We start from the raw sequence: 13,684 nt of genomic DNA, 5'->3' as shown, positions 1-13,684 counted from the left end.
CAGTCAGTCCTGCTCTCCCGACCAGAGGACCCGCTGAGGGAACGGGATGGTCATCCCGGCCTGGTCCAGCGCGGACTTCACCGAGATGGCGACACCGCTGCGCACCCGCCAGCGGCTGGCGATGTCCGCGGGGTGCCACCAGCGCACGGCGAGGTTGATCGAGGAGTCGCCGAACTCCTCCACCCACACCTCCGGGGCCGGGGTGTCCGCGACGCCGTCGGCGGCCGCGCACGCCCGCAGCAGCACCGCCCGGGCACGTTCCAGGTCGGTGTCGTAGGCCAGCCCGACCGTGAGCGTCGTCCGGCTCAGCGGGGTGCGGGTGTAGTTGATGATCGGGTTCTTCAACACCTCGGCGTTGGGCAGGAAGACGATGAGGCCGTCGTAGGTCTGCAGCACCGTCGTCCGGAGGTTGACGTCGATGACGACGCCCTCGAAGTCGCCGCTGGCCACCTGGTCGCCCAGCCGCAGGGGACGCCGGATCTGCAGCATCACCCCGGCGATCAGGTTCTGCAGCATGTCCTGGGCCGCGAACGCGATGGCGATGCCGCCCACGCCGAGCGCACCGAGCAGCGGGCCGATCTGCACACCGAGCAGGTCCAGGGCGTAGACGACGCCGAGGCCGACCGCGAGCAACCCGAGGAACCGGCCGGCGACCAGCCCGACGTGCCGGTTGGCGTCGCGGTCGAGAGCCCGGACCAGCAGCCGCCGCAGCAGCACCGCGAGCAGGATGGAGGCGAGGAAGACCGCCAGCGCCTGGAGGGCCTCGCTGACCGCGATGTCGTCCTCGACGACGACGTCGACGTCCTCGACCGCGGCCAGGACGTCGGTGAGCTGCAGGGCGACCGGCATGCCGGGATGATGCTCCAGGAGGCCGCGCATCAGTCAGGCGCGCCGCAGGAGGCCCCCGGGCGGGCCACAGGTGGCCGGCAGGTCACGCTGACGTGACACTTTCCCGACACCGGGCGCGAAGTGACCTGTATCACATTACGCTCCTGGCATGGCCACTTCTCCGACACCCACCCGCCGCCTGGCGTCCGGCCTCGCCGCCGCCGGCCTGCTGCTCGTTCCGCTCTCCGCCTGCTCCGACGAGCCCGTGGACGACGCCACGAGCGCACTGGACACCGCGATCGAGACCCCCGACGAAGGGGAGACGAGCGAGCCGACGATGACGGAGGACTCCGCCACCGAGACCGACGCGATGGCGACCGAGACCGACGCCATGGCCATGGAGTCCGGGGTGGAGTGCACCGGCAGCTCCTGCGTCGTCACGCTGTCCGGTGACGGCACCGAGGTCGAGGTCCTCGGCCAGACGGTCACCCTCGGGCAGGTGGAGAACGGCCAGGCCACCGTCGGCATCGCCGGCCAGGAGGTCTCCTGCAGCGAGGGCGAGACCGTGTCGGCCGGGCCGCTCAGCCTCGAGTGCACGACCGTCACGCCCGAGAACGTCGTCATGACCGCGACCCTGGGCTGACCGCGCCCCCCGCAGCAGCGACCCCGTCGGAGGCCTTCGGGGGCCGACCTCTGGCCGGCCCCCGTTCGGCGCGGGGACGCTCACGTCACGGTGATGCCGGTCGGGTCGGCGAGCTCGGCGGCCGAGACGGCGACCCCCTCCTCTCCGGCGAACAGCTCCAGCTCGGCGATCAGCCCGTTCACGACGTGCAGGACGACATGCACGTCCGGGAGCCCGGGAGCGCGACTGCGTGCGTCGACGGAGAAGTGGTCCGATCGGTCGAGGCCCGAGAAGTGGCGGACCCGTTCCTCCGCCACGGGTGGGCCAGTGCTGTGCAGTCGAACGGAGGAGCACCCACAGCGGCAGCCGGCAGTGACGACGGCGGCGGCCAGCTGACGCTGCAGCACCGACTCGCCGACGACGCCGACCAACTGCTCGATCAACCGGCGCTCGTCCCTGGTCAGGTCGCGCGGACTCTCGAGGTCCTGCCAGACCGGCTCCCCCACGTCCACCGGCACAGCATCGCGCGCAGCGGCCTGCTGGTCGCCCGATTTCTCCCCTATGCGATGAGCGCCACCGCCATGACCATCGGCAGCGAGACGACCGAGGCGATGGAGGTGCCCATCGTCAGGGTCTTGAAGGTCCCCTGGGTCGACAGCCCGAGCAGCGACTTGTACATCCAGAAGAAGTTGCTGTTCACCTGGAGCGCGAACATCGCGCCCGAGGCGATGGCCAGACCGATGACGATCGGCGCCACGTCGATCGACCCGAGCACCGGGCCGATGATCCCGGCGGCCGCGATCGCGGCCACCGACACCGACCCGATCGCCAGGTGCAGCACCGCCGCGATGAGCCAGGCGAGCAGGATGCTGAGGACGACCGGCGCCGCGGCGTCGGCAGCGAAGAGGCCGGCCAGGATCGTGTCGAGCCCGGTCTCCCCGATGACGGCACCCAGTGACCCGCCGATGCCGGTGATGAGCAGGATCGCGCCGGTGGTGTGGAAGCCCTCGCTCATCGCGGCCTCCGTGCCCGCCGAGCCCAGCGTGCGCCGACAGAGCACGTAGGCCCCGACCAGGCCGAGGAAGAGCGCGAAGTTGGCGTCGCCGAGGAAGGCGATGAAGTCGTTGGAGAACTCCAGGAGCTCCGCGAACGCGCCGAACGCGATCAGCACCAGCGGCACGAGGATCGGCAGCAGGCTCACGAGCAGCGGAGGCGTCGACCTCTCCTCCTCGACCAGCTCAGCGCTCTCCTGCTCGACCATCGCCTCGTCCACCTGCTCGTCCGTGGCCGAGTTCCAGTAGCGGCCACGCAGGAGCAGCCGGAGGACGATCGTCGTCACGATCGCGGTCAACGGCCCCAGCACGAAGCCGTAGACCAGCCAGGTCCCGAGCGGGACGTCGAGCAGGCCCGCGATGGAGATCGCGGCCAGCCCCGGGATCACGAAGACGTAGCCGGCGAAGATCCCGGCACCGAGCGCACCGGCCATGAGGGGCAACCCGGTCCGGCCGATGAACGGCGCAGTCGACCGCGCCACCGGAGAGGCCAGCACGACCTGCACGTCCACGTAGATCGACGGGAAGATCGTCGACATCGCCGCCGTCAACGCGTACGGGAGCCGCTGCGCCCCGACCCGGTCGACGAGCAGCGCCACCATCTTCCGGAAGGCGCCGACCGCGTGGAGCAGGGCCCCGATGAGCACGCCGAAGCCGATGAGCAGGCCGACCTCGGCCATGATCTCGCCGAAGCCGGTCGCGATCGCCGCCAGCGTCGCCGCGAAGCCGACACCCGTCGCGAGGCCGAGGTAGAGCGACCCGATGATCAGCGAGATCACCGGGTCGACCTTGGCCTTGATGATGAGCAGGACGATGACGGCGATCGCTATCGCGGTGTGCGCCACGACCATGTGCAGGTCCTCCAGGTACGGGCAGTGGTGCGGTCACCGACGCCGTCGCCACGTCGGGTGCTCACCTTGGCACTGATCGTTCGCCGCCGCGGACCGGCGCCCAGGTCGGGGCCGCGCGCCCGACCACGTTCATCGACGCGCTCGTGTCAGCCGAGGCCGACGCGGCATGCGGCGCCGACTACGGCGCCCGCTCGGCCGAGCGCACCAACACCCGCAACGGCTACCGGCACCGGGACTTCGACACCTGCGCCGGCACCCTGGACGTCGCGATCCCCAAGCTGCACTCCGGGTCCTACTTCCCCGACTGGCTGCTGGAGCGCCGCCGGCGGGCCGAACGGGCGCTGACCACCGTGGTCGCCACCTGCTACCTGTTCGGGGTCTCCACCCGGCGGATGGAGAAGCTCGTCGAGTCCCTCGGGATCACCCGGCTGTCGAAGTCGCAGGTCAGCGAGATGGCCAAGGATCTGGACGCCCAGGTCGACAAGCTCCCACGCGTGGCCGAGCACCTCCAGACCGCCCGCGCCGACGTGCTCGCGTTCACCGCCTTCCCCAAGGGGGTGTGGCGCCAGATCTGGAGCAACAACCCCAGCGAGCGGCTCAACCGGGAGATCCGCCGCCGCACCGACGTCGTGGGCATCTTCCCCGACCGCGACTCCCTCATCCGCCTGGTCGGCGCCGTGCTCGCCGAACAACACGACGAGTGGACCGAAGGCCGCCGCTACCTCGGCCTCGACGTCCTCGCCCGCTGCCGCATCCGACCGGCCACCGACACCGCCAGCACGACCGAGGAGGTGACCCCTCAGACGACCATCCCAGCGCTCAGCGCCTGACCAGACAAGAGATCACGCGGAAGTCGTCACACGCCACGCCAGCGGACTTGACCGCCGCCCTCGCCAGGGGAGCCCCAGAGAGCCTGGTGCTCGGGTTCGACCGATGGGTCCGGTACGGGGAGCCGCGTAGCGGGAGACCAGCCAGGTGGGGCATCGGCTGGCCGGCGGGGGTGAGGTCGTGCATCGTGATTACCGTATGCGAGGTCCTTCATGCCCATCGCCCGACTGGGTAGCCGCGATCTGCGGGGAACGGAGGCCTCTCCCGTGCAGCAACTGTTGGCCGTGGTGAATCGTGCCGCGGGAGACATGGATGACGATTCGGTGGAGTCGGCGTTGACCGCCCTCCGCGAGGGTGCCGACGTCACCGTGGCAGCGACCGCAGGCCCCGAGGAGCTGCTGCGGGCGGTGAGAGGTCGAGGTGACCGGCGGCTGGTCGTCATCGGTGGCGACGGGTCCGTCCATGCGGCGGTCGCGGCACTGGACGCGGTGGAAGGCCTGGACGCGGATGATCCTGTCGGGATCATCCCGCGGGGGACCGGCAACGACCTGGCCCAGGCGCTCGGGCTGCCGCTGGATCCGGTGGAGAGCGCCGCCGTCGTTCTGACGGGAGCTCCTCGACCGCTGGACGTCGTGCGGGACGACGCCGGTGGCCTGGTCGTCAATGCCGTCCACCTTGGCGCCGGCGCTCGGGCGGGCGCGGAGGCGGCCCGGTTCAAGGACCGACTGGGGTCGGCGGCGTACCCGCTGGGCGCCGTCATCGCCGGCGTGACGACCGCTGGTTGGCACCTACGGGTCGAGGTCGACGGCCGGGGTGTCGTACCCCACGCCGCGGGGTCGTCGCCCGCTCGGACCCCGAGCGTGCTCATGGTCGGCGTCTGCAACGGACCGACCGTCGGCGGGTCCACCCCCCTGGCCCCGGACGCGCTGGTGGACGACGGACTCCTCGATGTCGTCGTGTCCACCGCGACAGGTCTGCTGGCGCGGGCCACCTTCGCGGCGGCGCTGAGCACCGGGCGGCACGTCGAACGCGACGACGTCCTCGTCGTGCGGGGGCGGGAGGTGACCGTGTCGGGCGACCCGGTCGACCTGGTCGCGGACGGCGAACTCGAGGAGGGAGTGGTCCGCCGGACGTGGCGGGTGGAGCACCACGCTTGGTCGGTGCTCGTGCCACGCTGACGGGTCGGTACCGCGGACGGGATCCCGGTGTGGGACCGGTGATGGCTGTGTCCGTGCTCGGCCGGTGGGACACACTCCATGCCAGTGGACTCGACCCGACCCAGCGCCGCGTGACCCTGGCCAGGTGGCGCGCTCAGGCAGCGCCAACGTCCGCGCCCTCATAGCGTCCTGCCATGAGTGAGAGATTGAGCGGCGTTCCATGAGCCATCGCAATCCTGACCGCCATGCAGGACGGTGGAGACGGCCCCAAGCTCGGGCCGGCCGTGGCGGCCAGTTTGCGTGGCCGAGTCAGGGACCGACGACGCAACGGCCTACCTGAAGTTGATCGGCGGCTTGACCAACGTGTGTTCCCTACTCCTGGCGCTGAGGGAGCAAGAGCAGGGCGTGCCGGTACCAAACACCTTGCAGACTGAAATGACACGCGATCCCTGTGAGCAGTGGCATCCGCGGGCATGTCGAGGCACACGGCATCTCAACACTCTCAACACGAACAGCGAGGTAAGAAGGGGCTATTTGCCTCGCTCAGAGCCGAGCACCGGCCGGCGCCTAGACGTTGAAGCGGAACGTCGACGGGATGTTCGGACGTCGACGATGATCAACGGGACAAGCCCCTGAGCTGGCACTTTGCCATTTGGTGACGTTGGGGCCTGCTGAGTGAGATCGACCGCTTTGCGGACTTCTTGCGGACTGGCTGCGGACTGAGCACCACTTCTTCGAACCTCAATGCGCCGCTCACCACTCGGCCAGACGGGCTGAGCTAGCGCCACGACTGGCCTCCTCGTCCGAGCGCCGTCGTCCGTCGGGAGACATCAGGAGCCCGATGCCAGCCAGCGACGGCACGGCGACAAGCAACTCGGCGTCTGATGCGACCCAGGACTGGTCCTCGCGCTATGGACAGCACGTTGAAGCGAGCCGACAGAACGCCCCTATCGGAACCAGCCTGACGACGGGGCGCCCCGAGGGACTGCTGGAGTGGTCCCCCCTCTCCCATCCGTCAGTACGTGGGGAGAGGGCAGACGGACTGCGACGTTTGGATGACTCGTGCCGATAGGCCGTCATAGGGCAGCCAGGCCCTACCGCCGCTGGTGATGAAGGCGTCAGCGCTCGCCGGAGCCGTCGGGTTGTAGTCGTTGGCGACCAGACACTGATGGACGGCGACATAGTCGGCGTACAAGGCCCGGTAGGCGTCGTCACTGAGCCGGCTGTCGGCGGGGTAGCCAGTCTGCTGCTGGCAGGCCGCGAAGGCGGCGTCGGTCGCCGCTTGGTCCTCGGGTGACACGCTGAGGCCTTCGCCCAGCACGGTGCTGTCGATGCCTGCCGCTGACAAGCAGTCGTGCATGACTTGCCCGAAGGCCTGGGAGTGCGCCGCGTCCGCGGCGAGATCGGTTCGGCCACGGGTCAACTCCGCCTCCCCGAATGTCGCGACCTGGGCCTGGGCTTCGGCCAGCGCCTGCGCTGCTTCTGCCTCCGACTCCGCCTCGGCAGTGGCGGAGTCGGCCTCGCTGGTGGCGTCCGCTGCTCGAGTGGCTGCGCTCCACCGCCACCATCACCGGCTTCGACCAGGTCGACTCCTACCGACTGGCCACCGCCAACGGAACCGACCGCACCAACCGCTACGGCTACGACAACATCGGCCGGCTCGCCACCGTCACCGACACCACCCAGCTCGGGGCCAACGGACTGCCCACCGGGCCGTCCTGCACCCGCCGGTACACCTTCGACGCCAACAGCAACCGCACCGGCCTCACCCAGACCGCCACCGCAGGCGCACCAGCCGGCACCTGCCCCACCAGCGTCCCCGCCGCCGACACCTACAGCTACGACACCGCAGACCGGCTCCAACCCACCGGCGCCCGCACGGGCCTGCGCTACGACACCCTCGGACGAACCCGCGTCCTGGCCTCCACCGACACCACCGACCAGGGCGGTGACGTCACCATCGACTACTACGTCGACGACCTCGTCGCCAAGATGACCCAAGGCACCAAGACCACCACCTTCGGCCTCGACGCCGCGGCCCGCCGCACCATCCGCACCGACACCGGCGGCTCCAATCCCGCCGTCAGCTACTACTCCGGCGACGATGACAACCCCGACGTCGTCAAGGAAACCGACAACAGCTACACCCGCAACATCGCCTCATTCGGTGGCCTCGCCGCCGTCGTCACCCTCGCCGGCACCCAGAGCCCGGTCGTGACCATGCAGCTGGCCAACCTGCACGGCGACATCGCCGCCACCATGCCCCTCACCGCCGCCACACCCAACGACATGAAGGTCACCGAGACCACCGAATACGGCGAATCCCGCACCCAACCCGCCGCCGGCACCACCGCACCCCGCTACAGCTGGCTCGGCACCCACCAGCGCGACGCCAGCATCCCCGGTGGCCTCACCCTCATGGGCGTCCGCCTCTACGCCCCCGCCCTCGGCCGCTTCCTCACCGTCGACCCCGTCCACGGCGGCAGCGCCAACGACTACGAGTACGTCAATGCAGACCCGATTAACGTGACCGACATCGACGGTCGTTGCCCGTGGTGTGTAGCGGCGTACTTGTGTCGGGCTTTTTGTGCTAAAGGTGTCCGTGCTGCAGTGAAGTGGATCAATAGCAAGCGAGCTGGTTATAATGTGGTTCCAAAGGCCAAGAATAAGGTCAAGAATAACAGTGTCCTGAGAATGGGAAACAAGGGAAAGGATGGAGCATTTCGCATATCGGCGGGCGGGGCCGAAAAGTACTGGAAGCAAATGCCCGCTTGGCGACAGAGACTGCAACCTTTTCACGTACACTTGGAGCGCTCCCGCGGAGCTGTAACCTCGTTCCGAGGCTCCAAGCCGCGCACCGTGTGGTATTACGGAGACTGGGTACCTCAATGACACCGGCCAGTGCAGGGGCGATCCTGCGACGAATTCAGCCCCCCACGCCCAATATTATTTCGGAGGTGAGGATAACCGACGACATGGCAGGAATGCACCTGTCGGTGCAATCGAATCCCGAACGGTGGTGTTGGGTATCCACTTCTGGAGATAATTGGATCCGCTTGGGCGTGGACGGTGGATACGCCAACCTCTCATTTAACGACGAGGCTTCGGACGGTCAGGTCGAATCGGCACTGCAAGATTTAGTCGATTTAGCAGTCTTGTACCTCACCAAGCCGCCTAAGGTGACCTATTTTGGTAGGTGGAGATTCCCTGGAATTGAGGTTCAGGGAGTCCGGTCGAGTATCACTCTGAGGCGGACTGTCGTCGAAGATTGGAAGAATCTACTGGGGGGCTCGCGATATAAACACTAACGCAGCACGCCGGGCCGAGTTAGCGACTAATCGGGCTCTTCGCGGTTCTCGGTGAAAGGTCCAGTTGAGAAGGGTGTTCACGCTGTCGTCTGGGCGGCGCTGGCGAGCGGGACTCGAGTGCGGTAGTTGGCCGGGTTGCGGTAGCCGCGGCCGGTGCGCTCGATCTGCTTGATGCTGGTGTTCGCGGCCTCGGTGCGGGCGTTGGTGACGCCGGTGACGGCGAGGACCTCGATCTCCTCCCACCAGGCGGTGATGGTGGTCCAGAGGCGGTAGGTCTCGGGCATGTCCGCGGCGAGCACCGAGACGCCGAGACGCATCTTCGCTTCGTGGGCGTCGGCGAGGGAACGGCTGGTCAGCAGCCCGCGAAGTTGTTCCTTGATGCCCCAGGCGGCGCCGATCTCATCGGTGGGGTCGTCGGCGCGGAGGGTGGCCTTGAGCCGGGCAAGCGCCCGGGGGCTGAGGTGTTGTCGGCGCGCAGCAGCAGCAGCCGCCGGTTGACCCAGTGCCGGGTGCTCGAGCGTCCGCGGCGCCCCTTGGCTTCACGGATCACCCGCTGGCGGACGGCGGTGACCATGTCGTTGGCCAGCTTGACCAGGTGGAAGGCGTCCACGCTGACCGCCGCTGCCGGCAGGTCCTCACGTAGCGCCTTGCGGAACGCCGTCGAAGGGTCGATCGCGACCACCTCCACGGGATCGCGCCAGGCCTGACTGCGCGCGGCCAACCAGGTCCCGACGCCGGCGGAGTCCTGGCCGTCGACCACGCCCAGGAGGCGGCCGGTGCTGGTGTCGACCAAGGTGGTCATCGACGGTTCGTAGCGGCAGCAGGCCCCGTCGGGCTCGCGGTAAGACCGCACCGACCGGTAGCGGTGCTCATCGACCCCGAGCCGACGCACGAGCACGTCGTCGGGGTCGGTGAGCAGGTCAGCGGCGGCGGTGAGCATCGACTGCGCCAGCCACCACGAGACCCGTTGTGCGCGGGCGACCTCGCTGGCCGCCGGGCCGGAGACCGGCCATCGCGGCGACCAGCGCTTGACACAACCGGGCGGTCGAGCGGGCGTAGGCCGGCACCTGGCGGTGACCTCGCTGAACGTCTTCCGCGGGCAGCGGGTCTCGTCGCAGAACCATCGGCGCTTGACCCACACCAGCTCCACCGGCCCGGCCACCGGCAGGTCCCGCAGCCGCTGCCGTCGCCTCGAGTTAGCAACACGGTGCACCGGACCAGCCAATCGTCGGGCGCTGAGATCTAGCTCCCAGCGGAGCCAGTAGGGACCGACCTGGCATCCTGTCCTGACGTAACGGGCGCTATCGGCAGCGGCGAAAGATCAACGGGGAGAGTGCCGTTGGTGCAAGCGGTGCCTCAAGGGCGTGGGCCATCCAGCTCACTCGCTCAAGCCTCCTGGTCTTGAGCGTCCAGGTAGGCGTGGTCCGCATGACCGCTGGAGGACCCGGCTTCCTCCCATGCCCATCCCGATCTCGCATGAAGTAGATGCAGTACTCGTAGTCGGCGTTGACGAGCAGGTTCACGACCGCCCGACTCTTCGACACGAGGACGGAGTCGACACGGGCCTCGGCAGCCTCGGGCCAGTCAGCCAGGGCGAGGCGTACCAACCGCTGCCGCTCTGCACCGCCAAGGCCATCCTCGCGCTCCATCTGCGCAGGCTATGACAGTCCCCGGCCCAGAACCGCCCGTTCTTGAGCCGCCCTCAACCTCGACACAACCACGGGACGTTCGTGCAGGTCGGCCGACTAGTCAACCGGCCCAGAACCCATGCCCGAAATCAACGGCCCGAATCCGTCACCTCACGACCTTTGCGGGCCGGTCATGCCGACGCAGTCGGCGACGGCTGACAAGGCTTGGAGAATCGCTGCTCGTTCGCGCTCCGTTGCGGCCGGTCGGCGACGCGGCTCGACTCGCCGTGGTCGACGAACACGCGCACCGCGCCGGCGGCACGCAGCCCGGCCTCTTGAGAGTCGGGGTTCTGGTCCAGGAGTGGTTATTCCTGACCCAGTTTTCGAGATTCCCACCACGACACCGCAGACTCTCCGATAATAGTCGCGACGCCAGCAACAAGAATCATTACCCAAAGCCTCGGCGACTCGGCAAGCATCGAATATAAGGCGGCGGCCAGACCGGCGAACAGGTAGACCGATACGCGGACGAGACGGTTCTTGGAAGTTCTCACGAGATCCCTCGGTCAGTGGGCGATGATCGTACGCGGGTGAGCGCCACGGCGACAAGATGCGCTCTGTTCTTTGCCTTAAGAAGACGCATCATTTCACCTAGTCGGTGCGCTGCTAGCGCACGGGTGCCCCTGTCAAGATTGTCTGACCAGCCCCGCACTCAGTCGGATGCACCTCAGACCCACAGATAAAGGACGTTTCCTATGGGTCGACGCGGTCACGTCCAACGAATGCGCACGTCCTCTAACTTAGGGCCGGACGACTTATTGTCCCTGCGCAACACATCAGCCGAAGTCCATGCTTTCAACGATCGCGTCGGCGTAACTCTCGAAGTCTAGTTCGGTCGCCTCTCGAATGGTTTCGGTTAGTGGCATGAGCCCCCAGTCGAGCTCCTCCGGTCCGACGAGCGACATGTCACAGTAGGGGCAACTGAAACGCCGCGCGAAGAAAATGACCTGTGCGCCGACAACGTAGCTGTACTGAACGCCGTCCTCTGAAGCCACCTCATGGTCGACGTCAACCTGCACGTCGCCGCTGAGAAGACCCTGCTGAAGACAGGCCGGGCAGTTCCAAAGCCGATGCCTATCGTCGACGAGTGCCGGCACGTTGATGAGTCCGTAGGCCAGCCCTTGATCGGCGTCCAGCGGTACTCGCCCAAAGCGCTTTTCAAAGTTCTCGCTCCCGCGCCCAGCGCGGAGCTCGAGCGCCCGGTGGAGCACCGTAGCGCGCTCGTCCAGGAGTACGGCGGCCGCGTCCGCGTAGTCGCCGAAGAACACTTCAAGGTTGTCTCCTACTAGCGGAAGCAGCAGTTTAGCGCCACGCAAGGCGGCTTGGGCGACCACATCGGGGTCGACTCCGACCCGCCCGACGTGTGCTGCGCCGTTCCGGGCCTGGCCAACGGGACGCAGTAGGTCCACGAGCTGGCGCAGTTGCCCGTTGGTCTGATGCAGCAGACCAATCCTGACGAGGGCCGCCTCGACTCCGACTGTCCTCATCGGCTCCAACTTAATCAACCGATGACTGTGCCCCGTCACTCGGACGATGTTCGCGATGTCGCTCTTCTCCTCAGCGATCAGCGCTGGATTGAGGGGCACCAAATAGGACTTTGCCAGTAACTCGATCATCGTGCCGAGGTGAAGCGCGGCATCATCGTGCTCACCCTCGCTACGCGCTCGAAGACCACTTGCCGCCTGTCGACGAGCTGCCGCGAGCATGTGCTTCGCCACGGGCGCTGGGGCATGAGGGACGACGATTTTTTCGGCCCCACCCAAATCAGTGGCTTGAGCCGAGGCGCTCAACCTTCGGGGATCAGGGGCTGGACATGGGCATGATTCTCGCAACTCCATCAAATCCGCCTGGAAACCGCAGCGCCATCGAGGCGACGGTGCATATAGGAAAGCATCGCAAAGAAGTCGAGCGCGTCGGGTTCGCTCACCAACCACTCGGTACGAGGAGTGTGGGCGGTCGGATTTCTGAAGGTACCGACGATACCGCGCAACAGGTTGGCAAAGCCGACCTGTTCGCTAACCTCGCTCCGCGTCGCGTTGTTGTTGATACATATGACTGGCGCCTGCTTGGTAAAGCAATAGTTCACTAGGTCTGCGCCGTCGAGCGTGCTTCCGCTCATCTGACGCAGTCGCTCAGACAACCCCTTGGCGGCTTCGAAGACGGCATGAAAGGTCGAGCGCCTTAAAAGCTCATGCTCGCAATAGCGGAGCACTTCCGTGTGTACGCCGCGACGCGTGAGCTCACCGCGCAGGCGACCAGTGAGCTGGGCGACCTCATCCAGGGTGCGCGACTGCGTCGCCCTGGCCATCTGGCCGCGGTCGTTGATCCGCAACCCCACCATCGAGAGGACCTCGTTGACGCCGGCCTGCAGGGCGGCAAAGCGGTCGGGATCGCTGATGTACCGCGAGGGTGCCATCGCCTGCACGATGAAGGTGATCAGTCGGTGACTCGACTGATCAAGTACCTGACGGTTCACCAACGCTGCTCCGAGCCGCTTGTGCTTCGTGGCTGTCGGCCACGGGTCATCGATGTTCACCACCTCGAGCAGGCGGCCGATCTCTGGCCCCTTTAGCCCCGGCCAGTTCGTCTGTGCTAGCACCCCACTCAGCGAGTCGATGACTCCTTCTGGCCACGGCGGTCTAGGAGTTGCCACGGCCAGCACCGTAGCCGCGGCGGGCGACACATCCCGGCCCGTCGAACGCACAACAACCAATCCGCTGATAAAGGAGGTTATTTGCGGGTCCGCGCCGAGTGTCGCCGTCGGAGCCAAAGGACTGCTTGAACTACGAGCCCGACGCAGATGACCGTGGCCATCCCAAGGAAGCCCCAACCAGGCTCGCCCTTGATGGTCCAGGTCGTGATCGCACCGACCAACGCCACAACGAGAAAGCTCGCATACATGATCCACTGCGAACGAGACCAGCCTGGCCCCCGGTCAGCCTTCACCGGTACAGCCTGACAGCAAGGTCGCCGCAGCACCTGGCTGCGTCACCCAGCCCAGGCGATCCGACGACCTCTCCTATGCGCGACCGGCGGTGACCGGCCGCCGGGGTGAAGCCGGCAATCCGTAGCGGCGCCAACCCGATAGGAGCGAGGCAGCCCGCAGGCGACCGCAGGTCCAGAACAGCTGCCGGGCACGAGACCCGGATCGGCACCGAACCGATACGCGCGTCGGCCTCAACATGAGCAGGCGCCCTTGAAAGTGCTCACCCCGAAGGACACCCATCGGTCAGTCACCCCGATCAGGCGGCACCCCCGAACAAGCAAGATCATGTCCGACACACCTCTTGCACCTGCGGTACGAAGGGGCGTCCCGTCGCCGAGGCGGGGTGCTCGTGGGCGTCACCGGC

Annotated in this window: 10 protein-coding genes and 2 pseudogenes; 4 read left to right on the top strand and 8 right to left on the bottom strand. The window is 67.3% G+C overall.

Annotation, left to right across the window (positions count from 1 at the left end; all coding sequences use genetic code 11):
* Window positions 1-3: 3 nt before the first annotated feature.
* Window positions 4-849 carry a mechanosensitive ion channel family protein gene (locus O2W16_RS19550; RefSeq protein ID WP_269160502.1) on the bottom strand — a complete coding sequence of 282 codons (846 nt, stop codon included), beginning with the start codon at window positions 847-849 and terminating at the stop codon, window positions 4-6.
* Window positions 850-997: 148 nt separating this feature from the next.
* Between O2W16_RS19550 and O2W16_RS19545 the strand changes: the two genes are divergently transcribed.
* Entirely contained in the window at window positions 998-1,471 is a 474-nt protein-coding gene (locus O2W16_RS19545) for a hypothetical protein (RefSeq protein WP_269160501.1), read from the top strand.
* Between the two features lie 80 nt (window positions 1,472-1,551).
* Here the strand turns inward: O2W16_RS19545 and O2W16_RS19540 are convergent, their stop codons facing one another.
* Window positions 1,552-1,962, bottom strand: coding sequence for a hypothetical protein (locus O2W16_RS19540; protein WP_269160500.1), 411 nt, complete (start codon window positions 1,960-1,962; stop codon window positions 1,552-1,554).
* Between the two features lie 47 nt (window positions 1,963-2,009).
* Complete coding sequence (locus tag O2W16_RS19535; protein ID WP_269160499.1) at window positions 2,010-3,353, bottom strand: GntP family permease; 1,344 nt, start codon at window positions 3,351-3,353, stop codon at window positions 2,010-2,012.
* A 125-nt stretch (window positions 3,354-3,478) separates the two neighbouring features.
* Here O2W16_RS19535 and O2W16_RS19530 point away from each other — a divergent pair.
* A pseudogene (locus O2W16_RS19530) lies at window positions 3,479-4,183 on the top strand (transposase); the annotation flags it as partial.
* A 210-nt stretch (window positions 4,184-4,393) separates the two neighbouring features.
* The gene (locus O2W16_RS19525; RefSeq protein WP_269160498.1) at window positions 4,394-5,359 is read left to right on the top strand and encodes a diacylglycerol/lipid kinase family protein; all 966 of its coding nucleotides are present in this window, start codon (window positions 4,394-4,396) and stop codon (window positions 5,357-5,359) included.
* 994 nt (window positions 5,360-6,353) lie between these two features.
* On the opposite strand, the gene O2W16_RS19520 is transcribed toward O2W16_RS19525, so the two are convergent.
* Window positions 6,354-6,761: a hypothetical protein gene (locus O2W16_RS19520; protein WP_269160497.1), complete on the bottom strand. Its 408-nt coding sequence runs from the start codon at window positions 6,759-6,761 to the stop codon at window positions 6,354-6,356.
* Between the two features lie 14 nt (window positions 6,762-6,775).
* On the opposite strand from O2W16_RS19520, the gene O2W16_RS19515 reads away from it, so the two are divergent.
* On the top strand, window positions 6,776-8,230 hold the full coding sequence (locus O2W16_RS19515) for an RHS repeat-associated core domain-containing protein (protein ID WP_269160496.1): 1,455 nt from the start codon (window positions 6,776-6,778) through the stop codon (window positions 8,228-8,230).
* A 493-nt stretch (window positions 8,231-8,723) separates the two neighbouring features.
* Here the strand turns inward: O2W16_RS19515 and O2W16_RS19510 are convergent, their stop codons facing one another.
* The 4 genes and pseudogenes from O2W16_RS19510 to O2W16_RS19495 all read right to left on the bottom strand — a co-directional run bounded on the left by O2W16_RS19510 (window position 8,724) and on the right by O2W16_RS19495 (window position 12,933).
* Window positions 8,724-9,149: a transposase gene (locus O2W16_RS19510; protein WP_269160704.1), complete on the bottom strand. Its 426-nt coding sequence runs from the start codon at window positions 9,147-9,149 to the stop codon at window positions 8,724-8,726.
* Window positions 9,137-9,859: pseudogene (locus tag O2W16_RS19505) on the bottom strand (transposase); the annotation flags it as partial. The gene O2W16_RS19510 and the pseudogene O2W16_RS19505, both read right to left, overlap by 13 nt.
* Window positions 9,860-11,110: 1,251 nt before the next feature.
* Entirely contained in the window at window positions 11,111-12,052 is a 942-nt protein-coding gene (locus O2W16_RS19500) for a hypothetical protein (RefSeq protein ID WP_269160495.1), read from the bottom strand.
* 119 nt (window positions 12,053-12,171) lie between these two features.
* Window positions 12,172-12,933, bottom strand: a complete 762-nt coding sequence (locus O2W16_RS19495) for a TIGR02391 family protein (RefSeq protein ID WP_269160494.1) — start codon at window positions 12,931-12,933, stop codon at window positions 12,172-12,174.
* Between the last annotated feature and the right edge of the window lie 751 nt (window positions 12,934-13,684).

Origin of the sequence: Modestobacter sp. VKM Ac-2984 (genome assembly GCF_026967985.1) — a bacterium.
Lineage (GTDB): Bacteria > Actinomycetota > Actinomycetes > Mycobacteriales > Geodermatophilaceae > Modestobacter.
This window is presented reverse-complemented; position numbering and strand designations above follow the sequence as displayed.

Coding starts and splice junctions, on each gene's coding strand:
- O2W16_RS19535 (WP_269160499.1), bottom strand. CDS start 3,353: ATGGTCGTGGCGCACACCGCGATAGCGATCGCCGTCATCGTCCTGCTC.
- O2W16_RS19545 (WP_269160501.1), top strand. CDS start 998: ATGGCCACTTCTCCGACACCCACCCGCCGCCTGGCGTCCGGCCTCGCC.
- O2W16_RS19550 (WP_269160502.1), bottom strand. CDS start 849: ATGCCGGTCGCCCTGCAGCTCACCGACGTCCTGGCCGCGGTCGAGGAC.
- O2W16_RS19525 (WP_269160498.1), top strand. CDS start 4,394: ATGCCCATCGCCCGACTGGGTAGCCGCGATCTGCGGGGAACGGAGGCC.
- O2W16_RS19515 (WP_269160496.1), top strand. CDS start 6,776: ATGTCGCGACCTGGGCCTGGGCTTCGGCCAGCGCCTGCGCTGCTTCTG.